Source organism: Paenibacillus cisolokensis, from assembly GCF_018403665.1.
GTDB classification, from domain to species: domain Bacteria; phylum Bacillota; class Bacilli; order Paenibacillales; family Paenibacillaceae; genus Paenibacillus_AH; species Paenibacillus_AH cisolokensis.
Window position 1 is genome coordinate 1 of sequence record NZ_BOVJ01000218.1, and the last position, 22024, is coordinate 22024.

14 protein-coding genes and 3 pseudogenes are annotated in these 22024 nt (G+C 57.9%); 10 read left to right on the forward strand and 7 right to left on the reverse strand.

What is annotated here, in order from left to right; all coding sequences use genetic code 11:
• Window positions 1-654 precede the first annotated feature (654 nt).
• Entirely contained in the window at window positions 655-2772 is a 2118-nt protein-coding gene (locus tag PACILC2_RS24350) for a multicopper oxidase family protein (RefSeq protein WP_244863826.1), read from the forward strand.
• Here PACILC2_RS24350 and PACILC2_RS24355 read toward each other — a convergent pair.
• From PACILC2_RS24355 to PACILC2_RS24365, 3 genes and pseudogenes are all read right to left on the reverse strand, one after another.
• Window positions 2760-4705 (reverse strand): annotated as a pseudogene (locus tag PACILC2_RS24355) (ABC transporter ATP-binding protein). The gene PACILC2_RS24350 and the pseudogene PACILC2_RS24355 sit on opposite strands and share 13 nt — an antisense overlap.
• Window positions 4702-6429 carry an ABC transporter ATP-binding protein gene (locus PACILC2_RS24360; protein WP_062489935.1) on the reverse strand — a complete coding sequence of 576 codons (1728 nt, stop codon included), beginning with the start codon at window positions 6427-6429 and terminating at the stop codon, window positions 4702-4704. The pseudogene PACILC2_RS24355 and the gene PACILC2_RS24360 overlap by 4 nt, the downstream one beginning before the upstream one ends.
• A 34-nt stretch (window positions 6430-6463) precedes the next feature.
• The gene (locus tag PACILC2_RS24365; RefSeq protein ID WP_213531456.1) at window positions 6464-6952 is read right to left on the reverse strand and encodes a MarR family winged helix-turn-helix transcriptional regulator; all 489 of its coding nucleotides are present in this window, start codon (window positions 6950-6952) and stop codon (window positions 6464-6466) included.
• A 256-nt stretch (window positions 6953-7208) separates the two neighbouring features.
• Here PACILC2_RS24365 and PACILC2_RS24370 point away from each other — a divergent pair, with 256 nt between their 5' ends.
• On the forward strand, window positions 7209-8504 hold the full coding sequence (locus PACILC2_RS24370; RefSeq protein WP_213531458.1) for an MFS transporter: 1296 nt from the start codon (window positions 7209-7211) through the stop codon (window positions 8502-8504).
• A gap of 383 nt (window positions 8505-8887) precedes the next feature.
• Here the strand turns inward: PACILC2_RS24370 and PACILC2_RS24375 are convergent, their stop codons facing one another.
• Window positions 8888-9148: a hypothetical protein gene (locus tag PACILC2_RS24375; RefSeq protein ID WP_213531460.1), complete on the reverse strand. Its 261-nt coding sequence runs from the start codon at window positions 9146-9148 to the stop codon at window positions 8888-8890.
• On the opposite strand from PACILC2_RS24375, the gene PACILC2_RS24380 reads away from it, so the two are divergent.
• Window positions 9128-10087: a methyltransferase domain-containing protein gene (locus tag PACILC2_RS24380; protein WP_213531462.1), complete on the forward strand. Its 960-nt coding sequence runs from the start codon at window positions 9128-9130 to the stop codon at window positions 10085-10087. The two genes, PACILC2_RS24375 and PACILC2_RS24380, sit on opposite strands and share 21 nt — an antisense overlap.
• Before the next feature lie 36 nt (window positions 10088-10123).
• Here the strand turns inward: PACILC2_RS24380 and PACILC2_RS24385 are convergent, their stop codons facing one another.
• Window positions 10124-11074 (reverse strand): AraC family transcriptional regulator, encoded by a 951-nt coding sequence (locus PACILC2_RS24385; protein ID WP_213531464.1) that lies wholly within the window; start codon window positions 11072-11074, stop codon window positions 10124-10126.
• A gap of 263 nt (window positions 11075-11337) precedes the next feature.
• Between PACILC2_RS24385 and PACILC2_RS24390 the strand changes: the two genes are divergently transcribed.
• The 5 genes from PACILC2_RS24390 to PACILC2_RS24410 all read left to right on the forward strand — a co-directional run bounded on the left by PACILC2_RS24390 (window position 11338) and on the right by PACILC2_RS24410 (window position 16677).
• Window positions 11338-12531, forward strand: a complete 1194-nt coding sequence (locus PACILC2_RS24390; RefSeq protein WP_213531467.1) for a hypothetical protein — start codon at window positions 11338-11340, stop codon at window positions 12529-12531.
• 398 nt (window positions 12532-12929) lie between these two features.
• Window positions 12930-13883 carry an ABC transporter permease gene (locus tag PACILC2_RS24395; protein ID WP_213531469.1) on the forward strand — a complete coding sequence of 318 codons (954 nt, stop codon included), beginning with the start codon at window positions 12930-12932 and terminating at the stop codon, window positions 13881-13883.
• Window positions 13873-14817, forward strand: coding sequence for an iron chelate uptake ABC transporter family permease subunit (locus PACILC2_RS24400; protein WP_213531471.1), 945 nt, complete (start codon window positions 13873-13875; stop codon window positions 14815-14817). The genes PACILC2_RS24395 and PACILC2_RS24400 overlap by 11 nt, the downstream gene beginning before the upstream one ends.
• Window positions 14814-15572, forward strand: coding sequence for an iron ABC transporter ATP-binding protein (locus tag PACILC2_RS24405; protein ID WP_213531473.1), 759 nt, complete (start codon window positions 14814-14816; stop codon window positions 15570-15572). The genes PACILC2_RS24400 and PACILC2_RS24405 overlap by 4 nt, the downstream gene beginning before the upstream one ends.
• Window positions 15573-15657: 85 nt before the next feature.
• Window positions 15658-16677, forward strand: a complete 1020-nt coding sequence (locus PACILC2_RS24410) for a siderophore ABC transporter substrate-binding protein (protein WP_213531482.1) — start codon at window positions 15658-15660, stop codon at window positions 16675-16677.
• Between the two features lie 198 nt (window positions 16678-16875).
• Here PACILC2_RS24410 and PACILC2_RS29630 read toward each other — a convergent pair.
• Both PACILC2_RS29630 and PACILC2_RS24415 read right to left on the reverse strand, forming a co-directional pair.
• Window positions 16876-17253, reverse strand: a pseudogene (locus PACILC2_RS29630) (toxin-antitoxin system TumE family protein); the annotation flags it as partial.
• Between the two features lie 2 nt (window positions 17254-17255).
• A complete protein-coding gene (locus PACILC2_RS24415) occupies window positions 17256-17930 on the reverse strand; it encodes a helix-turn-helix domain-containing protein (RefSeq protein ID WP_244863827.1) in 675 nt (224 codons plus the stop codon).
• A 336-nt stretch (window positions 17931-18266) separates the two neighbouring features.
• On the opposite strand from PACILC2_RS24415, the gene PACILC2_RS24420 reads away from it, so the two are divergent.
• On the forward strand, window positions 18267-20102 hold the full coding sequence (locus PACILC2_RS24420; RefSeq protein WP_213531477.1) for an ABC transporter ATP-binding protein: 1836 nt from the start codon (window positions 18267-18269) through the stop codon (window positions 20100-20102).
• Window positions 20080-21934, forward strand: a pseudogene (locus PACILC2_RS24425) (ABC transporter ATP-binding protein). The gene PACILC2_RS24420 and the pseudogene PACILC2_RS24425 overlap by 23 nt, the downstream one beginning before the upstream one ends.
• The last annotated feature ends 90 nt before the right edge of the window (window positions 21935-22024 follow it).

The window sequence follows — 22024 nt, forward strand, 5'->3', positions numbered from 1 at the left end:
TTCCCAACAGCCTGAAAAGTACATCTTTTTCGGGCTGTATTACCCGTTTTCGACGAAATTCCTGCAAAAATACATCTTCTGGAGGACGGAACATCGGATTCGAACGATTGGAATAGTCGTTTCCTGCACAATTGCAGTTTTTTAACCTTCATGCGCGAATTTCGCCTCAAAAAACTGCATTATCGCAGGATTTCATCTTTTATGCGACCTTCTATGCCGACTGTGTGCGACGACGAAAGGGCTGCCGAAGGACAGGTATGATCGAAGCCGCAAGCAAGGTGTTTGCAAGCACGCAGTTTGTGCTGATGTTGCCGACGGACTTGTGTGATCGGACCGCCATCGGAACCGGCATGCGGCTTTTCTAACTTTGCCTCGTTGATATGCTGCCTTGATAAAATGATGCTTCGATGCTATACGAAATGATTCTCGTATTCTTGTTCCATTCCGGGCTTAACCGGGAGCATATCGGCTTCCAGCAAAAATGAATCTTTCCTTCCAATCCCACCCTTCCCGATCTCGCCTCCAGACAAAAGTCCAGGTCCGCCGCCCGCCGAAGGTCCGGACCGAAATACGCCTGTCGGCGGTATGCCGGACCAAGCGTCTCTCGCTACAATGACAATGGCATTGCACTCAAATAGCAATGGAGGAATTGTCGTGTATGCGATAGCATCGCAAATAGAACTGGGGCTTCTGTTCCTGCTCCTTGTCATGAGCGCCATCGCGGCGATCAAAGCGTCCGGGTTGTTGTACGACCGTCCGGTCGCCAAATTGCGCCGCAAGGCGCAAAAGCTGCGCTTCTGGGCGATCCTTGTGTCGCTGCCCGCCGTCATGGCCGCTGCGGCGGTCGTTTATATGGTTATTACACTCGAACCGGTGTTTTGGCTCGATCGGATGCTGCTGCATGTTCCGCTGCTTCTCATCCCCGCCGCATCGATATGGCTGTTGTCGGTTCCGAGGCTGCGTAGGCTGCTGCTGGCCGCCGATGGCGGAATGGGCGATCCGCAGGACTGGAGCCGTCGGGCGAGCGATCCGGGCATTGCCGGGCCGTTCCGCTGGATGCTGCTCGGCGCGCTCGGCGCTTTCTATTTCAGCTTACGTCCCCCGGTCCCGTTCGAGTGGACGGAAGCGGCCGTTCCGCTCGTCGCGATACTCGGTGCGGCCGCTCTCCTGTGGTTCCCGCAGGCTGCGAGACATCGGGCCGCCAATCGGCCCGGCGGGGGCGTCTCCCTGCAACCGGGATGGGTTCACGCATTGCGCCGCCTGAGCATGCTGCTTGCCTGCGCCGGTATTGCGGTCGTTCCGTTCTCGCTGGTGATGCAGAACAGCAAGCTGCCTGATCGCCTCGCGATGGCCGAGGGTCCCGCCGATTTCGGCACAGGAGCGGCATTGGCGGCGTATGCCGGGCATGAAGGACATTCCGGACACGATGGGCTCGGCGCGTCGCAGACGGCTCAGCCGAATGCTGCTACGCCGGTTTCGGTGACGGAACTGACCGGGCCGCGCGCCGGCAAACCCGACCGCACGATCACCTTGACCGCCATGAAGAAGACGGTCCGGCTAAGCTCCGGCAAAACGGTGGATGCCTGGACGTTCAACGGGCAAATCCCCGGGCCGGAAATCCGGCTCAGGGAAGGAGAACTGGTGGAAGTGAAGCTCGTCAACAAAGACATCGAGCAGGGCGCCACGATCCACTGGCACGGCCTCGACGTGCCGAACGCCGAGGACGGCGTCGCCGGCGCCACCCAGGACGCCGTCATGCCGGGCGAGACGCATACGTACCGCTTTCGCGCCGAACAGGTCGGCACGTTCTGGTACCATTCCCACCAAAACTCGAGGGAGGCCGTATCGAAAGGACTGTTCGGACCGTTGATCGTCGAGCCGAACACGGCAGATGCTCGGAAAACCGCGGACATCACGGTGATGACGCACCTGTGGGATGGCACGTTCGCAGTAGGGGATGTCGATGGCATCCGCAAGGAAACGATCGCCCCCGGAACGCCCGTCCGGTTGCGGCTCATCAATACGGTCGACTGGGTCAGGCAGCGGTACGAGCTGGCTGGGACATCGTTTCGGGTGACGGCCATCGACGGCACGGAACTGAGCGACCCGGGCGAGCTTACGAATGTACGGCTGACGCTGACGACCGGCGGGCGGTACGACATCGCGTTTACGATGCCGCATCATCCTGTCTTTTTGCGGGTCGGCGGCGACGACTCGCTCGGCATCCTGATGAGTCCGGACGGAGTAGGCGACGCGCCTGCGGTCTCCTCGTACGGCGATTTCGACCCGCTGCATTACGGCCGTCCGGCCCCCGTTGCGTTCGGACCGGACAGCGATTTCGACCGGGAGTTTACGATGCTCCTCGACAACAAGCTCGGATTTTACGACGGGCAGTTCGAGATGCTGTACACGATGAACGGGCACGTGTTTCCCGATACGCCCATGTTCATGGTGCGCGAAGGGGAACTGGTCAAGACGACCATCGTCAATCGCGGGGCGGTCGATCACCCGATGCATCTGCACGGACATCACGTGCTCGTCTTGTCCCGCAACGGGGAACGGGCGTCCGGCTCGCCGTGGTGGTCGGATACGCTTGACGTGCAGCCGGGCGATGTATACGAGGTCGCATTCAAGGCCGACAATCCGGGCATCTGGATGGATCACTGCCACAACCTGACGCATGCCGCGATCGGCATGACGATGCATCTGATGTACGAAGGCGTGACGACGCCGTTCGAAGTCGGCCGGGCAACCGGTAATCATCCCGAGTGACGGAGACGCTGCCTGCCGCTGAACTGGCTTTCGTACAGGTCGGCGTAAAATCCGCCCCTGGCGAGAAGCTGCTCGTGCGTTCCCTGCTCGATAACAGAACCTTTGTTCATGACCAAAATGAGGTCGGCGTCGCGGATCGTGGATAATCGGTGGGCGATGACGAAGCAGGTCCGCCCTTTCATCAGCTCGTTCATCGCCTGCTGAATGTGGATTTCGGTCCGCGTGTCGACGCTGCTCGTCGCCTCGTCCAGGATCAGAATCGCCGGATCGGCGAGAATGGCCCGGGCGATCGTCAAAAGCTGCTTCTGTCCTTGCGAAATGTTGGTGGCTTCTTCGTTCAGCACCGTGTCGTAGCCTTCCGGCAAGGTCCGGATGAAATGGTCGGCATACGCCGCTTTCGCCGCTTCCACAACTTCCTCATCCGTCGCCCCGAGCCGGCCGTAGGCGATATTGTCGCGAATCGTGCCGTTGAACAGCCACGTATCCTGCAGCACCATGCCGAACATGCCGCGCAGATGGCCGCGTTTCATTTGGTTAATATCGGTGCCGTCGATCGTAATGCGCCCGCCGTTCACCTCGTAGAAGCGCATGAGCAGGTTGATCAGCGTCGTTTTTCCGGCGCCGGTCGGTCCGACGATGGCAACCGTCTGCCCCGATTTCACATCGATGTTCATATCCTCGATCAGCGGCGCGTCTTCCTTATAGCCGAACTTGACATGCTCGAACCGGACGTCGCCTTTCGGGCGGGAAATCTCGGCGGTATGCGCGGGCTCCGCAACTTCCTCCGGTTCGTCCAGCAGCTCGAATACCCGTTCGGCCGAAGCGATCGTCGATTGAATGATATTGGCGATTTGAGCCGTCTGCGTAATCGGCATCGTGAACTGCTTCGAATATGAAATGAATGCCTGCACGTCCCCGATGGTGATGGCCTTCCGCATGACGAGAATGCCCCCGGCGACCGCGACGAACACATAGCCGAGATTGCCGACGACGTTCATAATAGGCATGATCGTGCCGGAAATAAATTGCGCGCGCCAGCTCGCATCGTACAGCCGGTCGTTCACTTCCCGAAAGCGGCCGACCGATTGACGCTCCCGCCCAAAAGCTTTAACGACCGCGTGGCCGGTGAACATTTCCTCGACATGGCCGTTCAGCTCCCCGATCGATTGCTGCATGCTCCGAAAATGCTTTTGCGACCGCATCGTAATCTGCCGGATCGCGATCAAGCTGATCGGCAGCGTGACGACGACGATGAGCGTCATAAGCGGACTGATCGACAGCATCATGACGATGACGCCGATCAGCGTCACGAACGCCGTAATAAATTGCGTCAGGCTTTGCTGCAGCGTCGAGCTGATGTTATCGACGTCGTTGACGACGCGGCTGAGCGTTTCGCCGTGCGTGCGGGAATCGAAATATTTGAGCGGCAGCCGGGCCAGCTTCTCGTTCACGTCCTTGCGCAGGCGATAGACGATTTTTGCGATACGCCGGCCATAATATATTGCTGCACATAGCCGAAAATCGCGCTCAACACATAAAGACCCGCCAGCAGAAGCAGAATGTCGCCGATATAACCGAAGTCGATCCGGGCGTTCGGATCGCCTTGTATCCTGCCCATCATGCCTTCGAAGATGGCCGTCGTGGCGTTGCCCAAAATTTTCGGGCTGACGATCGAGAAGATGGTGCTCAGGATGGCGGTTAGCAGGACGACAAGCAGCGCGGCTCGATGCGGCTTCAGGTAGCCGACGAGCCGGCGGAACGTGCCCTTGAAATCCTTCGGCTTCTGTCCCGGCATGCCCATCATGCCCGGACCGCCGCGTCCTCCCGGGCCGAAGCCGAATCCCGGCCCCGGGCCGCCGCCCTGCTTGCGGCCTGAGCCGCCCGGTCCTCCCGGACCGCCCGAGCCTTGCGCGTTGTGACGCTGGTCGCTCATGCGATCTCCTCCTCCGAAAGCTGGGATGCGACGATCTCGCGGTATACCGCAGACGTTTGCAGCAGCTCTTTGTGCGTTCCTTCGCCGACGATCCGCCCCTCGTCGAGCACGATAATCCGATCCGCGTCCATGATCGTGCTCACCCTCTGGGCGACGATAATGACGGCCGCGTCCTTCGTTTCGGTGCGGAGCGCTTCTCTCAGCTTGGCGTCGGTTTTGTAATCGAGCGCGGAGAAGCTGTCGTCGAACAGATAGATGCCGGGCTTCCGGACGAGCGCCCGGGCGATCGACAGCCGCTGCTTCTGGCCGCCCGATACGTTCGTGCCGCCTTGGGAGATCGGGGAATCGAAGCCGTCCTTCATTTCCGAAATAAACTCGGTCGCCTGGGCAACGTCGGCCGCATGGCGAACCTCCTCATCGGTCGCGTCCTCTTTGCCGTAACGGATGTTTTCGGCGATCGTTCCGGTAAACAGCACCGCTTTCTGCGGGACCAGTCCGATCCGCGCCCGCAGCTCCTCTTGCGTCATCTGACGGACATTCACGCCGCTCACGAGCACTTCCCCTTCCTCGGCGTCGTAGAAGCGCGGAATAAGGTGGAGCAGCGTCGACTTGCCCGACCCGGTCCCGCCGATAATGGCGGTCACTTCCCCGGCGTTCGCCTTGAAGGTAATACCGGACAGCGCGGGCATTTCCGCGCCGGGGTAGCGGAACGTCACGTTCCGGAACTCCACGGAAGGCTTCGCTTCGGCCGCGCCGGACCCGCCGGCCTCGTCCCGGATGCCCGGCTTCATGTCGAGCACTTCGTTGATTCTCGCCGCTGAAGCGGCGGCGCGCGGAATCATGACGAACATCATCGAGGCGAACATCAGCGCGAACATGATCTGCCAGGAATATTGGATAAAGGCGATCAGATCGCCCACCTGCATGCGGCCGGCTTCGATCCGGATGCCGCCAAACCATATGATCGCGATGGCGGCCGCGTTCATGACGAGCACCATTACCGGCATGACGAACGCCATAATCCGGTTCACCCGTACGGCCGTAGCGGTCAGATCACGGTTGGCATCGTCGAATCGCTCCTGCTCGTAGGCGGTCCGGTTAAAGGAGCGGATAACGCGGATGCCGGTCAAATGCTCGCGCAGGACGAGGCTGAGCTTGTCGAGCTTCGTCTGCAGCGACCTGAACAGCGGGCCGCCTTTGCGGAAGACGAATACCATGAACCCGGCCAATACGGGGACGATGGCGACGATGACAAGCGACAGGGTGGCGTCTCTCGACACGGCCATGACGATGCCGCCGATGCACATCATCGGCGCCATGACGACCACGCGCATCATGATCGTCAGGACATTATAAACTTGCGTGATGTCGTTTGTCGTCCGGGTAATGAGCGAGGCGGTGCCGATCTTGTCGAATTCGCCCAGCGAGAAGGTTTCCGCATGCGCGAACAGCCGGTTTCTCACATCCCGGGCAAAGCCGCCGGCAGCTTTGGCCGACCACAAGCTCGCCAGCACCGCGCAGACGCCGCCTGAAGCCGCGACCAGAAGCATTAGCCCGCCGACGCGCCAAATGTAAGGGGTGTCGCCGTAGACGACGCCGCGGTCGACAATGTCGGCCGTCAACGTGGGCAAATAGAGTTCGGCCAGAGACTGGAAGAAAACGGCCGCCAATACGCCGGCGACGAGCCAGCGATACGGTTTCATGAAACGCAGCAATTTGATCATCGTTCCTTGTTCACCTGCTTTCTCATCGTTTCGGTTATTGCTCCGGCTCCCGGTGCGGCGGGCAGGGAAACGGGCAATTGCCGTCGCCGTAATAGTCGAATACGTCCTCCAGCAACTCCAGAAGCAGCCGGCTGCGATCTTCGCCCAAATGGGCGATCAGCCCCTTCATGTCTTCCAGCATCGCTTTATCCGCCAATTCCGTCAGGCGGTTACCGGCTTCGGTCAGCCGAATTCTGACCGCACGCCGGTCGTCTGGATCGACGCTTCGCTCCAGCAAGCCTCTCGCCTCGAGCACGTTGACCATCTGGGTGACGGACGGCGAAGAAATGCGGAGGAGACCGCTTAACTCGGACGCTTTCAAGCCGGGGGAGCCCTTCCCCATGCTTCGTCTCAGGACGAGAAGCAGAATTGTCTCGCTGTTCGTGCAGCCTTCGATCATCGGCCCTCTGGCATGAAACTGAATGTGCCGCAGCTTCCGAAATGCGCGGAGGAGCGCCAGTGAAGTTTGGTCGTCGCGGTTCATCGCTATGATCGGCTCCTTCCCTTTTATTTAACTAGGTACTAAATAATTTATTTAGGTAAGTTAAGTTTATGGACCGGAAAGCCGAATGTCAAGCGCCCGACACCGCTTCATTGGCGTCAGACTTTGCATCAACAATATAAGCGCGTTATTTAAACGGAATATAAACTGCCTCGTATTTCCAAAAATAGCGCTTCCAAAATACTGCAATCCGAATATAATGAAAACAAACGGTCGAAAAGGAAAAGGAGAGGCGCGGATGAGACGGAAAATGGTCAATTCCCCGATCACGTACGCGTTCGGCATGCTGGCCATGATGGTTCCGGTCCAGGCGTTCAGCGCGTTTTACAGCTACTATTACGTTGAAAAGCTCGGACTCGGCATCGGCCTGGCTACGCTTGCCCGTACGATTTACCTGATCTGGGACGCGGCGAACCAGCCGCTGTTCGGTTATTGGTCGGACCGCACCCGCACCCGTTACGGCCGGCGCAAGCCGTGGATTTACGCTTCGATGCCGCTGTTCGTCCTGACCTTCGTCATGGTGTTCGCCGTTCCGGAAGGGACGAAGGGAATGGACCTGTTCTATTGGTTTCTCGTCTCTCTGCTGCTATATGAAACGGTATCGACCGTGCTGTGGGTCAATTACGGCGCGCTGTTTCCGGAGCTGTTCCGCGGGGACAAGCCGCGCGCCAAAGCTTCGGCGGTGCAGCAAGCTTTTCAGATCGTCGCGCTGCTCATCGGCACCGCGCTGACGCCGATCATTTTTACCGAATACGGGTTTCGCAATATGGCGCTGCTGTACTCGCTCGTGTTTATTGTGTTTATGTGGATTTGCATGTGGACGGTAAGGGAGCGCGAGGATGCCCGCAAGGCGGAGCCGCTGAAGTTCGCGGACGCGTTTCGCGCGACATTGAAAAACAAAAATTTCTGGATTTTCAACCTGGCCAACTCGTTCGCCCAAACCGTCAACGGCCTGCTCAGTTCGATTATTCCGTTTTACGCCAAATATGCGCTCGGCATTCCGGAATCGCAAACGTCCATCCTGCTGGCCTCGGTCTTCGTCTCGGTAATTCCGCTCGTCGCGGTTTGGTACTTCGTCGTGCGGAAGCTGGGGGGACGTAAGGGGTGGCAGTTGTCGCTGGCGGTGTACGGCTTGTCCGTCATTCCGCTCTGGTTCGCGCAAGGACTTGGCGGAGGCATTGCGGCCGGCGTTATGGCAGGCTTCGGTCTGGCGGGCTTTCTCGTTTCTCCGGCCGTTCTGAGCAGCCGGATCGTCGATCTGGATGCGGCCGTTACCGGACGGCGGCGGGAAGGGGTCTACACGGCCGTTGCCGGATTTATTACCAGGTCGAGCGGGCTTATCTCCGCCGTCGCGTTCTGGATCGTCGGTCTGCTCTTCGGCTATGTGAGCGGCGATAATCCGGGGCCGAACCCCGAAGCGACGTTCCGCTATCTCATCAGCGTCGTGCCGTTCGGACTGCTGCTGATCGCTTTTCTGATCTCGCTTATGATCCGCAGAGGACCGCTGGACGATCCGCAAAAGGGTAATGGATGAGGTGCAGGGGAGCCATTGGATGATCGCAAAGGGTTAGCGGAAGAGGTGAAATGGGCCGGCGGATGAGCCGAATCCGGTCGTGAGGGAAGCGCATTCTTCCTTGTAGATAGCGGGTTTTCGGGAGAGGGGGAAATTACAATAACACGAAATAACACTAAGTATTACTTATCTGAATCCGATGAGTGTTTCAAAGTAATTCTAAGTATTACTTATAGTGCGGGCGCCATTTTGTCCGGAACGAATTTCGCTATTGTACCGGCAGCAACGCTGCAGTATAATAGTTGAAAAATTGAAATAATTGGAGGCATCGTGCCCGTGATGATGATGGCGTGTTTTTGACAGTGTGCGTTCATTCCAACTGAACTGCATAACGATTGCGACCTTTAGGAAGTCGGCGCCCCTGAAATGGGAGGGGTTATATTGCCGTGCCCGAAGGCTGCACTGTCGAATGAACCGAATCGTTTATCGCCGCTTTCAAAAGAAACCGCGACTGAGCGTTTGTTCATGCGCGGTTTTTTGCGTTCTTTCCATATCGAAAACGGAAGGATGGGGTATTCACGATGATCCGTTATTTCGCAACCGTTCTGCCCGGTCTGGAAACCGTGTTGAGTGATGAAATAAAAATGAAAATAACCGATGCTCATATATTGGAATCCGCCAGAGGAAAGGTGTTTTTCGCCTCGGCCTGTTCCCTGGACCGATTAATGGCTCTGCGGACGGCGGACAATTTGTACCGGGTGATCGATCGTTTCGAGGTCGGCCCCCACCGTATTCATTTGCCGGCGCTCACCGAGCGGATTGCCCGGCTCGACCTTTCATTTGCCATGAACGGTCTGGCGGGAGAGCGATGTTTCCGGGTCAACGCAAGTCGCCGCGGCAAGCAATCGTACAGCCGTTTCGAGGCGGCGGAGGCCGCCCGGGCCGGCATTGCAAAACGTTACAAGGACTGGCGTTTCGGCGAGGCGGATGAGTCGAACGTGGAGTTTCGGCTGGATATTGACGACAGCGAGGCGACGTTCTCGTTGCGGTTGACGGATGCCGCCTTTCGTTACCGGGGGGCGGACAGGCAGTTCGCGCCGGCTGCCCTGCGTCCGCCCGTTGCCCATGCCATGGTGCGGCTGTCCGACCCGGAAGAAGCAGATGTTTTTGTCGACCCGTGCTGCGGTTCGGGCACGATTGTCGCGGAGCGGTTGCAGTATCCGTATGCGCGCATCGCCGGTGGCGATCTGTCGCCGGAAGCGCTGAAGGCCGCGCTGGTTAATGTGAAGGACCGCCCGAACATCGATTTGCGGGAATGGGATGCCCGCCGTCTGCCGCTCGATGCGGGCAGCGTCGACAAGGTCGCGGCCAACTTGCCGTTCGGCGTTCAGATCGGCCGGAAGGAGGACATTCCCGAATTGTATCGCGGGCTGCTTAAGGAGACAGGGCGCATCCTGCGCAAAGGAGGCGTCGCCGTTATGCTGACCGAATGCCCGGAAGAGCTGCTTGCCTCAGCGGAAGCGGCGTCGCTGTTCTGCGTGCGCACGATAACGGTCAGCCTGAAGGGACATCGGCCGACGCTCTTCCTTCTGCGGCGCGGGTAGCGAATCGGTCATGAAGGTGACGGGTCCGGTCCGCCTTCAATCGCCCAAATAGACATTGAGCGGATGCGCGCGTTTCTCGGGCGCGACGGCGGGGGCAAGGTACAGCCGATGCAGCCGGGGATCGGCGTACCGCTCCCGATATTCGGACGGCCTCACGCCTTTCCATCTTTTGAAGGCGCGGCAAAAGTAAGCTTCGTTGCGGAATCCGACGCGAAACGCGATCTCCTTGACAGACGAGGCCTCCAGCAGCAAATATTCGCAGGCGCGATCGATTCTCCGACGGATCACTTCCTGCTTGGGCGGCAGCCCGACGGCGGCCGTAAAGACGCGGGTAAAATATTCATGCGTCCAGCCCGCGTCTGCTGCAAGCGCCGGAATGGAGAGTTCGGTCTCGAGATGCTCGTCAATGTGCGCGAGCGCCCGGATGATCTGCGGCGGCAGACCCGCCGCCGGTACGGAACGCTGATCGTACCGCGCCGGCAGCGCGGCCGATGCGGCGAGCTCGTCGAGGGCCACTTGCAGGAGCGCGGCGCATCGAGAGCGCCAACGATCCGGCTGTGCGGCGGCCAGCGCGAGCGCCGAAGCGACAAGCTGCACCACGAGCGGGGCGCGGTCCGCCGGGACGTGCGCCGGAATGCTGCGGATCGGATGATCGTGCGGCAACGGAGCATCGCCGTCTTGATCCAGCATGAAATGGATAAATTGGTGGCGTATCGGCTGATCCGAGTCGAATATATACGCATGTTCGATGCCTGGCGGTGTCAAAATCAGACAAGGGCCTGCGAGCGCGAATGTCTGGTCCGCGATTTGGTAACGGGTGCGCGAGCCTGACGGAAAGTATACGAGCTCGTAGTCGCGAATCGTCCGGGGGCCGAGCGTCCAGCCCGGTCGAATGACGAAATCGCCGCCGATTCTGTACCGGGGCAGGAAGCCCCGGGCGGTGAAGCCCATTTCGCTGCCGGAACGTTCCGGATCGGTTGGCAGCATCGTTTTCGCCTCCTGTTCGTCCTTTATCGGTTCTTGTATCGGTCTTGACAACAGTATATACGAATCGCTTGTTCCTTGGAGATCAAATTCGTGCAACACTTTCCCGCTGGCGTTCATTGTTGGCCGTTTCGCTCGTGAATATAATGAAGGACAAAGCAAGGCGACACGAATGCGCAAGGAGAGTGGAGGAAGATGATCTCGTTTACCGGCATTGCGAACCCGTACGCGCTCGGAGCTTACAGTATTGAAAAAATGTGCAAATATTGCAGCGCTACCGTTACTTGCACGAAGCATTGGCGCGGACGGCTGCCGGCCAGCTGCCGGCGCGTGGCGATTGGGACTTAAAGCTCGGTCTGTGCCGGCACCTGTACGAGGATGCCGAAGCGGCGGAGTCGCTGCGCAAGCGGATTCCCCAAATGCGGACATCCGCGGCTGTGCTGAACAAGGAGCCGGACCCGTGTCTGACGCTGCTGATGGATGAACTGATACACGCGCGCAACGACTACGAGCTGGCCGTCGGCATTTACGGCATTATCCGCCCGGCGATGTTGGCTGCATATCGAAATCATATGGCGAGGACGCAGCAAATCGTCGACCAGCCGACGATCCGGGTGCTGCGGCAGGCCGCTTACGATCTGGAAGAGCAGGTGCGATGGGGAGAAGAGCTGCTGGAGGCGTTGAGGAGCGCAGGCGCGTATGACGAGGCCGCGACGGCATCGTTCGCCGCCAAGCTGCAAGCTTGTCTCGATGCGGCTGGCGGCGTCGACGGGCAGGGCGAGCGGTCGAAGGATATTCCGGTCCGCGACCGTTCGCGCGAGCCGTACCGGCTGCCGCATCGCTCGGTTCGCGATCCGCGGAGCATGGGACCGACGACGCTGGCCCGAACCGGATCGCCGCTCAAGAGCGGCGACCCGGTCGAACGGGAGCTCGTCATGAAGATGCGCGTCCGGCAGGAGGAGATGACCGCCTGCGAGCTGATCGCGGCTGTCTATTACAGCCAGCGCAATATGCCCTGGGCATTCTATTATGATCTGGCGCGGCATATCTGGGACGAGGCGCGCCATGCGATGTTCGGGCAAGCGGCGCTGGAAGCGGACGGCTACGAGTGGAAATCCCGGCCGCAGTACACGTCGGACTACGATGTGAATGCGCCGAAGCTGCCGGGCGCCCAATATACGTGGCTTAGCATCGGCATCGAGGAAGGCGCGATGATTTCAAACGGGAAGAAGAAGGAATACGAATGGTGCCGGGATGTGGCCAAACATCCGCTGATGGCGCAGTTTCAGGATTACGACTGGGCCGACGAAGTGGTGCACGCGAACTTCGGGCGGCGCTGGTCACCGGAGCTGATGGGTGAGGAGCTGCCGTTCGTCCGGGAAGTGGCAAAGCGCGAGCTTAACCATTTTTGGGGCGAGGTCGGCGCTGCCCAGCAGCAATGGGAAGCGGAAGCGAAATAGCGTGCAGGAGGGGAGGGGCCTTGATTGCAAGGTTCCTTCAGGTGCGCTATACGGGCGAGCGTTGCGCATGAGCGGCGGCATAAGGCCCTGGAGGTGCGCAAGCGCGCAACCGTACGAGTTCTGTCGGGGTGGTCCACCACGCCACCCAACCGGCGGAGTCGCGGCCGCTGAAACGGCTGCTGCCGGTTAACGGACGCGAATCGTTCATCGAGGCATCGTAAACGTCAAAGCAATCCATGAACAGGCTGCCGCCGGGCGGCCTGTTTTTCATTGCAGAGCCGCCGGTTTAACATTGCCAGAATTTATTGACAAATCAAGTTTGTCAGGTATAATACTAATGAGTTAATTGATAATGAATATCATTATCTATGAAGAGTAGGGAAGCGCGTGAACGACATATGAAGAAACGTTATTTAACGGCGGCATTGATCGTTTTATCCGTCTGCTCGGTATTTATCGGGGTCAAAGATATTTCTCCGCTCGATTTGTTCAGCCTGACGGAGCAGCAGATTCAGATTTTGCTCGTCAGCCGGCTTCCCCGACTCGTCAGTCTGATCATTGCCGGCACGAGCATGAGCATTATCGGTCTCATTATGCAGCAGTTGACACGCAACAAGTTCGTCTCGCCTACGACGGCCGGCACGATGGATTCGGCCCGCCTCGGCGTGCTCGTCGCGCTGATGCTGTTCACGTCCGCGGCGCCGCTGCTGAAGATGGCCGTCGCATTTGTGTTCGCGCTGGCCGGCACGATCGTTTTCATGAAGATTTTGGACAAAATCAAGTTCAAGGATGCGATCTTCATTCCGCTTGTCGGCCTGATGTTCGGCAATATCATCAGTTCCATCACGACGTTCTTCGCCTACAAGAACAATCTCATTCAGAACATTTCGTCCTGGTTGCAGGGAGACTTTTCGATCGTGATGAAAGGCCGCTACGAGATGCTCTATCTGAGCATTCCGCTGATGGTTATCGCTTACCTGTACGCCAACCGGTTCACCGTAGCCGGAATGGGCGAGGACTTTTCGAAAAATCTCGGTCTGAATTACCGTCAGGTCGTCAACATCGGCCTTATTCTCGTCGCCGCGGTATCTTCCGTCGTACTGCTGACGATCGGCACCATCCCGTTTCTCGGGCTCATCATTCCGAATATTGTGTCGATTTATCGGGGCGACAATTTGAAAAACAATTTGTCTCATACCGCCTTGCTCGGCGCCGTCTTCGTCATCGCTTGCGACATTCTGGGCCGCGTCATCATTTATCCGTACGAAATTCCGATCGGTCTGACAGTCGGCGTTATCGGAAGCGGTATCTTCCTTTATTTGCTGATGAGGAGTAGGGCCTATGCATCCTAAAGGTAAAATCGCCGCGCTCGCCGCGTTCGCCCTGCTGCTGATCGCCGCATTCGTTTTCTATAAATCGGGGACGAACTGGGACTACGTTCTGCCCCGCCGGCTCGTCAAAATTGCGGCTATCGCGCTGACCGGCGCAGCTATCGCTTTCGCGACGATGGTGTTTCAGACGATTACGAACAACCGGATATTGACGCCGAGCATTATCGGGCTCGATTCGCTATATATGCTGATTCAGACGTTTATCATTTTCGTCTTCGGCTCCATGAGTCCGATGGTGATCAACAAAAGCGTCAATTTCTTCATTACCGTCGGGCTTATGATGATCTTTGCGGCGCTGCTGTACAAGGTGCTGTTCAAAGAAGGGCGAAACCTGTTTTTCCTATTGCTTGTCGGGATTATTTTCGGCACTTTTTTCGGCAGCATATCGACATTTTTGCAAGTACTGATCGACCCGAACGAGTTCCTGATCGTGCAGGACCGCATGTTCGCAAGCTTCAACAATGTCAATACCGACATATTGGCGCTGGCGTTTGCCTTAACGGCGCTGACGGTGCTTTACGCGATGCGGTATGCCAAATATTTGGATGTGCTGTCGCTCGGCAGAGACCATGCCATCGGGCTCGGCGTTCCTTACGACCGCACCGTTCGCCAGCTGCTGATCGTCGTCGCGGTGCTGATCGCGATCTCGACCGCGCTTGTCGGCCCGATTACGTTTCTCGGCCTGCTTGTCGCGAACGTCGCGCACGAGTTGTTCCGGACTTATCGCCATTCCTACTTGCTGACCGGTTCGGTGCTGATCAGTGTCATCGCGCTCGTCGGCGGGCAGTTCGTCGTCGAGCGTGTGTTCACGTTCTCGACGACGCTGAGCGTCATTATCAATTTCATCGGCGGCGTATATTTCTTGTATTTGCTGCTCAGGGAGAGTAAAGCATGATAGAAGTCAGAGACGTCACGAAGCTGTATGGAGGAAAGCCGGTCGTCGACAGCGTCTCGGTCGCGATCGCCAGGAACCAAATCACTTCGTTTATCGGCCCGAACGGAGCGGGGAAGAGCACGCTGCTGTCGATGATCAGCCGGCTCGCCGACAAGGACCGCGGCGAAATCTTCATCAACGACCGGGAGATTGGCCGCTACAAGAGCAACGAACTCGCCCGGACGGTCTCGATTCTCAAGCAGACGAACCATATCAATATCCGCTTGACGATCCGCGATCTGGTCAGCTTCGGCCGGTTCCCGTATTCGCAAGGGAGGCTGACGAAGGAAGACTGGCGTTATGTGGACGAAGCGATCCGGTATATGGAGCTTGAAGATATCGAAAACAAATATTTGGACCAGCTGAGCGGCGGACAGCGCCAGCGCGCTTTCATCGCGATGGTGCTGGCGCAGGATACCGAATACGTGCTGTTGGACGAACCGCTCAATAACCTGGACATGAAGCATTCGGTTCAAATTATGAAAGTGCTTCGCCGGATGGTCGACGAATTGGGCAAAACGGTCGTGTTTGTGCTCCATGATATCAATTTTGCATCGTGCTACTCGGACTATATCGTGGCGCTCAAGGGCGGAAAAATCGTCCGGGAGGGGCCGACAGCCGACATTATCGATACGCCGGTGCTGCGCGAGGTATACGACATGGAGATCCCGATCGAGACGATCGGCGGCAACCGGATCGGCATTTATTTCTCGTAACCGGGCAACAAAACCAGGATTACAATTTTTTTACTATATCATTTTATTTTTTAAAGGAGTGGATGGACATGAGGAAAAATGGTTGATGGTCTTGCTATTTGTCGTCTTTGCAGTTGTGGTAGCCGCATGCGGAGCTAAAGAAGAGGCGCCCGCAAGCTCGAATACGACGGCCGGGCAGACGGAAGACAGCGCGAATGTTCAGAAGTCAGAAGAAAACGCGAATACCGGGCAGACGGATGGAAGCGCGGATGCGGCGGGCGGCGAGTCCGAAACGCTGAAGATCACGCATCAGCTCGGCGAAGCGACCGTGGCGAAAAATCCGGAGAAGGTCGTCGTCTTCGACTTCGGCATTCTGGATTCGCTCGACAAGCTCGGCGTCGAAGTGACGGGCGTGCCGCAGGCGAACATTCCGCCTTATCTGTCGAAGTTTGAAGATTCGAAATATGTCAATGTCGGCAGCCTGAAAGAGCCCGACTTCGAGAAAATCGCCGAAATCGATCCCGATCTCATCATTATTTCCGGCCGTCAAAGCGAAGCTTACGAAGAATTGAACAAGATTGCGCCGACAATATTCCTCGGTGTCGACACGAACGCGTATATGGATTCGTTTAAAGCCAACATGGAAAAAGTCGGCCAAATTTTCGGCAAAGAGGCGGAAGTGGAAGCGGAGCTGGCCCATATCGACAGTGAAATTCAGGCGTTGAACGAAAAGGCGACAGCCGGCGGCAAAAACGGGCTGATCATTCTGGCCAATGAAGGCAACATCAGCGCATACGGTCCGAAATCCCGTTTCGGCATCATTCATGACGTATTCGGCATTCCGGCAGTCGACGAGAACATCGAAGTGTCGACGCACGGACAAAGCATCTCGTTCGAATATATCGTAGAGAAGGACCCCGATTATTTGTTCGTCATTGACCGCGGAGCGGCTGTAGCGGGCGAATCGTCAGCCAAGCAGCTGGTTGAGAACGAGCTTGTCAAAAATACGAAGGCTTACAAGGAAGGGCAAATCGTCTATCTTGACCCGAACTATTGGTACTTGTCGGGCGGCGGTCTGGTGTCCGTCGCGGAGATGGTGAAGGAAGTAAGCGAAGGCTTGAAATAACAGGCGTCGGCTGCTTGGCCCGATGGCGGGAATGATTCCCGGCATCGGGCTTTTTGCACGATAGCCGCTCTGCCGCCAGATGGCGGAGCGCGGTCCGGGCTGAGCCGTTAGGGCTGAAACTTGAAGCAGCAAGTTCGAATTCGCTTTCATCCTAAATTTTTTTGGCAGCAATAAGAGAAAAAAGATGTGTTCCATGATCGTATGTAGTTCCTGGTGATGAAAATTGGGGTAGCGGGTTCGGTTGGTTAATCTTGCGCCCTTGGGAGGATGGACGTGATGCGGTTCTGTTGCCGTCTGATAGCGGTTGTCCCTCTCATGCGGATCGCTGTGGAATTTCAGGATGTCCTCGCCATCTTGATCTGCCCAATTGTAATAGGAAACGTCAATGATTCCGCCGCTAAGTTCTTCCGTAATATAAAGCCGCGAGCCATCAATAAATGTGAAGGTATGGCGGGTAACCGTTCGCGATGTGGTCAACCCGCTGCCATCACCGTCTCGTGAATTCATGATGATCGCGGCAAAGTCCTTTTCCAACTGTGCAATGCTGGAAGGAGGCCGGGCGATGCTGGATAGCATGTTTACGCATTCCGCCTTTCAATGGACCGGAGCAGGCCGGCCCACTGCTCGGCATCCCGTTTTTCTGCGGGCGTCAGATCGGATCGTTGGCCGAGCGTAGTTTCGAGCGTCCCTCCATACTTGTTTTCAAAGTAAACGACGGCGTTGACGAGTTCAGCGAGCTCTTCGACTGTCGTCACAGGTTTGTTTCTGCCCAAACGCACCTGTTCTTCTTCATAGCGTTGTGCTGCTTCGGAGATCGTCGTTTTGACTCCGGTAGGGGCAACGTAGACGGCATTTTCAGGGATGCGCGCCTGCTTGAAACGCTCACCTTTCACTACCCCTTGGAATCGCCCTTGATTGATCCAATTATTGACGGTTGCAACGCTAACCCCGAAAAAACGGGCGACGTCGCCGGTCGTATACATCTTGACCGACAGAACATCCTCGGAAGTGCCGACGGTGACCATATGAATCAATAGGCGCTGAAGCGCACGGTGAGGCTCCGACAACGATTGCTGCACTTCTTGAAGTAATGTAACAGGATTCTGAATCGATGTCTTTTCAATGTAATTGGCGATAGCTTTGATTAAAGCTGGCAGCTTATCGGTATCGCTCTCCGGAAGATAATTTTTGATCAATTCGGAAATCGTGACGGCTTCCGAAATGGCAACTTCCTTTTCGGCAAGATTGAACATATACAATCACCTCATCTCCAATTCTAACAGGATTTTCTTAAAACTACAAATAAACTTAAAAAAAACATAAAGATAAGTTCAAATTTATTATAATCGTAGATTGGTGGTTTTATTCTCGGTTATTATGAGTTGTCAATTTTTTGTATATTCCCGCTCTCCCGTTATGCGCGCTTCAGCGCAGAAAGGGCAAATTTCACGTATTCATTCACAAATCGATGAAATACAGTTAAAGTTATAGTAGTGAAATAAATTATGGGGAACGAAGGGAAGTGAAGCGCCGGATATGTCGGGGGAAACGGAAGAGCCGAATTACGGCGGGGGAACGGAGGCGGACAGATGAAGCTGTTTTGGACCTATTTGAAACCGCACCGCAAAGCCGCCGCCATCGCTTTGCTGCTCTTGATCGGCGAGCTTGCCGTCGAGCTGTGGCACCCGTTGCTGATGGCCCGGCTGATCAACGATGGGATCATGACGGGCGACATGTCCGTCGTGCTCTGGTGGGGCGCCGTGATGGTCGTGACTGCGCTTGCCGGCTTTGCGACCGGCATTGTGAACTCCGTTTACGCCGCCCGCGTCAGCCAAAACTTCGGAGCCGATGTGCGCAATGCGCTGTTCGATGCCGTGCAATCGTTTTCGCTTGCCCGCTTCGACCGTTACTCGGCCGCGACGCTCATGACCAGGATGACGTCCGATGTGACGCAATTGCAGAACATCGTGTTCATGGGCTTGCGCATCATGATCCGGTCGCCGATCATGATTGTGGGCGGCATCGTGATGGCGCTGACCGTCGACGTGAAGCTGGCATTCGCTTTGGTCGTGCTGGCGCCGCTTCTCCTTGTGCTGCTCGTGATCGTAGTCAACAAAGGCTTTCTCCGCTTTCGTCTCGTGCAGGAGAAGCTGGATGCGGTGAACGGCATTCTTCGCGAAAATTTGGCCGGCATGCGGCTGATCAAAGCGTTCGTTCGGTTCGGCCGCGAAATATCGCGGTTCGGTGCGGCGAACCGGGAATTGACCGACCGTACGGTGTCCGCGCTGCGGCTGGTGGAACTGACGCTGCCGGCGCTGCTGCTTCTGATGAATGCAAGCGTCGTATTCATCATCTGGTTCGGCAGCAGGCAGATGGATGCCCATGCCGCAAATGTCGGCGACGTTGTCGCCGTCGTCAACTATGCGACCCGCATTACCGGCGCGCTGTCGGTCGTCTCCTTCCTCGTCACCAGCTTCTCGCGGGCAAGAGCGTCGGCGGCGCGGGTCAGTGAAGTGCTGGCCGCGGACAGGGACCGGCCGGAAGGGGCGGAGGAGAGAACCGCGGCCGCCGGCGACACCACCGCTCCGGCAGCAGGTGCTGCCGCCGGCGGCAGCCGGAATCCGGAAAGCGGATTGCGGTCCGGGACGATCGAGCGGGTGATCACCGACGGCGAGCTGGTATTCGACCGCGTAACGTTCCGTTATCCGGGAACGAAAGAGCCCGCGCTCGCAAACATTTCGTTCGCCGTCAAGCCGGGGCAGAAAGTTGCCATAATGGGGGCTACCGGAGCCGGGAAATCGACGCTGTTTCAGCTGATCCCACGCCTGTATGAGCCCGAGCGGGGCGAGATCCGGATTGACGGCGTCGACATTCGCCGCTATCCGGTGCAGACACTGCGCGACAGCATCGGCTACGTCCCGCAGGAATCGCTTCTGTTCTCCGGCACGATTGCCGACAACATCCGCTGGGGTAAAGAAGACGCGTCGGATGCGGAGGTCGCGGAAGCGGCCGGAGCCGCGCAAATCGAAGCGACGATCCGGAATCTTCCGGACGGCTATGCAACGCGGCTCGGGCAGAAAGGGGTAAATCTGTCCGGCGGCCAGAAGCAGCGGTTGTCCGTCGCCCGTGCGCTCGTCCGGAAGCCGAAGCTGCTGCTGCTCGACGACAGCACGAGCGCGCTGGATGCGGCTACGGAAGCGAAGCTGCTGGATGCGCTGGACGGTTATGCCTGCACGACGCTTATTATTACGCAGAAGATTGGCACAGCGGCCGCTTGCGACACGATTCTGCTGCTGGAGGAGGGCCGGCTTATCGCGAGCGGTCCGCACGACGAGCTGCTGAAGGAATCGGAGCTGTATCGCCGCATCGTCGCCTCGCAGTACGGAAAGGAGGCGCTGACCCATGTCTGGCCGGCAAGCGGTTAAACGCGAAGATCCGAATGAGCTGTCCCGTTCGCAGACGGGCAAGGGAGGGGCGAACAAGCCGGGCGACGAACAGGAGCGGCGGCGCACCAGGGTGAAGGATTGGCGGGGGACGCTCCTCCGCATCTGGAAATATCTTTCCGTTCATCGCGCCAAGCTGCTGCTCGTCTTGGCGATGACGGTCATCAGCTCCACGCTCGGCTTGCTCGGTCCGTATCTGATCGGCGCGGCGATCGACCGGCTGATGGGAGAGCGGGGAGGCGTTACGCTCACCGCGCTGCTCGTTCTGCTGCTTGGCAGCTACGCGGTGCAAGGCATCGCTTCCTGGCTGCAGACGTACTGGATGATCGACGCGGCCCAGCGGACGGTATATGCGATGCGGACGGATCTGTTCCGCCATCTGCACCGGCTGCCGATGTCGTTCTTCGCGAAGCGGCAGCACGGGGAATTAATGAGTCGGCTGACGAACGACATCGACAACGTCAGCCAGACGCTCAACGGCTCGGTGATTCAGATCGTATCCAGCGTGCTCGCTTTCTCCGGCATGCTGGGACTGATGCTGTGGCTCAGTCCGATCCTGACGGTTATTACGCTGACGATCGTGCCGCTGATGGTGCTCGGGATGAAATGGATTACGAGCCGGACGGGCCGATACTTCAAGGAACAGCAGCGAAACCTGGGCGAGCTGAACGGTTTGTGGAAGAAACGCTCTCCGGTCAGCGCATCGTAAAGAGCTTCTCGCTGGAAGAGCGCGTCACGTCCGATTTTCGGGAGCTGAACGAACGGCTGCGCATGTCCGGCTATTGGGCACAGACGTATTCCGGGCTTATCCCGAAGCTGATGAACGTGCTGAACAACTTGAGCTTTGCGGTAATCGCCGGTGCCGGCGGCCTGCTGGCGCTGCACGATATCGTGACGGTCGGGGTGATCGTGACGTTCGCGGAATATGCCCGGCAGTTCACCCGGCCGCTTAACGATCTGGCCAACCAGTTCAACACGTTTTTGTCGGCGGTGGCCGGCGCGGAGCGCGTCTTCGACATTCTGGACACAGCGCCGGAGGATCGGGACGAGTCGGGGACGGTCGCCATTTCGGAGGTACGGGGCGAGATCGAGTTCGAGAACGTATCGTTCGGCTACGAGCAGGGAAACGCGACGCTGCGGGATATCTCCTTTCGGATCGGGCCGGGCGAGACGCTTGCGCTCGTCGGTCCGACGGGAGCGGGCAAGACGACGGTCGTCCAGCTGCTCGCCCGTTTTACGATGCCGATGCCGGAACTATCCGGCTCGATGGACGCGATATCTGCGGCATCAATCGGAACAGTCTGCGCAGCCATATCGGTTTCGTGCTCCAGGATACGTTTCTGTTCAAGGGCACGGTGCGCGACAATATCCGCTACGGCAAGCCGGAAGCTTCCGATGCGGAAGTCGAGCGGGCGGCGAAGCTGGCGAACGCGCACAGCTTCATCAGCAAGCTGCCGCAAGGCTACGATACGATGCTGGGCGAGGACGGGGGAGGCATCAGCCAGGGGCAGAGACAACTGCTCTCGATCGCCCGGGCGATGCTTGCCGATCCGTCCATCCTCATTCTCGACGAGGCGACGAGCAGCATCGACACCGTGACCGAGATCAGCATTCAGGACGCGTTGTACCGGCTGATGAAAGGGCGGACGAACGTCGTCATCGCCCATCGGCTCAATACGGTGCGGCGGGCCGATCTCATTCTTGTGCTTGTCGACGGCCGGATTGCGGAGCAAGGAACGCACGACCAGCTGATGAGCCGCCAAGGCTTTTATTACGGGCTGCATCAGGCGGGGAAGCAGCGTCTGGCGAACTGAACCGGCTGCAGGACATGGTGCGCCCCGACATCAGCGCTCCCGTTCCCAGCAGATTGCTTTGGCGAAAAGCCTGCGAAAGTCAGGCTGTTG